The 945-nt window shown below is 47.7% G+C and carries 1 protein-coding gene; it reads left to right on the top strand.

The window, feature by feature from the left end:
- Positions 1 to 945, top strand: a 945-nt coding sequence (locus tag GPK90_RS19810; RefSeq protein WP_215703100.1) for a recombinase family protein, incomplete at its 3' end; no start/stop codon positions are given.

The following is a 945-nucleotide window of genomic DNA, read 5'->3' as shown; positions in this document are numbered from 1 at the left end:
ATGGAATTTATCAGAGAAGATTGTATTTACGCAAGACAGTCAGTAGACCGCAAGGACAGTATCAGCATTGAAAGTCAGATCGACTTTTGCAAGTATGAATTGAAAGGTGGGAGCTGCCGGGTATTCAAGGACAAAGGCTATTCCGGTAAGAATACGGACAGGCCGGAGTTTCAAAAGCTGCTGAGCGAGATCCGCAAGGGAAAGGTCCGGCGGGTCATCGTGTACAAACTGGACCGTATAAGCCGCTCTATTCTGGACTTTGCAACGATGATGGAGCTGTTTCAAGAGTATGATGTGGAGTTTGTATCATCCACAGAAAAGTTTGATACTTCGACCCCGATGGGCCGGGCCATGCTGAATATCTGCATTGTATTCGCCCAGCTTGAACGTGAGACAATTCAGAAGCGTGTCACAGACGCCTACTATTCCCGGTGTCTGAAAGGCTTCCACATGAGCGGACAGGCACCATACGGTTATCAGTTAGAGCCTACTGTGGTAGAGGGTATTCGCACAAAGAAAATGGTTGCCGACCCCATAGCCGCCGACCATGTACGGCTGATGTTTGAAATGTACGCTGAACCGGAAACCTCCTTCGGAGATATTACCCGATACTTCGAGGAACATGATATAAAAATTTATGGCAAATCCATGTTCCGTACATTTCTTTCCCAGCTTTTAAGAAACCCGGTTTACGCACAGGCCGATTTGGAGCTGTACGAATTTTTCAAGAGCCAGGGCGCAGCGATTGTCAATGACGCTTCTGACTTTGCCGGAACAAACGGCTGCTATCTCTATCAGGGGCGGGATGTGAAGGAGGACAAGGACAGGTGCTTAAAAGACCAGATACTTGTTATCGCTCCCCATAAAGCACTCATTTCCTCTGACACATGGCTGAAATGCCGGAAAAAACTTATGGCAAATACCACCTTCCAGCAGGGACGGAAA

This window comes from Clostridium sp. MCC344 (genome assembly GCF_018785365.1).
In the GTDB taxonomy this organism is placed as follows: domain Bacteria; phylum Bacillota; class Clostridia; order Lachnospirales; family Lachnospiraceae; genus Pilosibacter.
The sequence above is the reverse complement of the archived record's forward strand: the minus strand, read 5'-3'. Positions and strand labels throughout refer to the sequence as shown.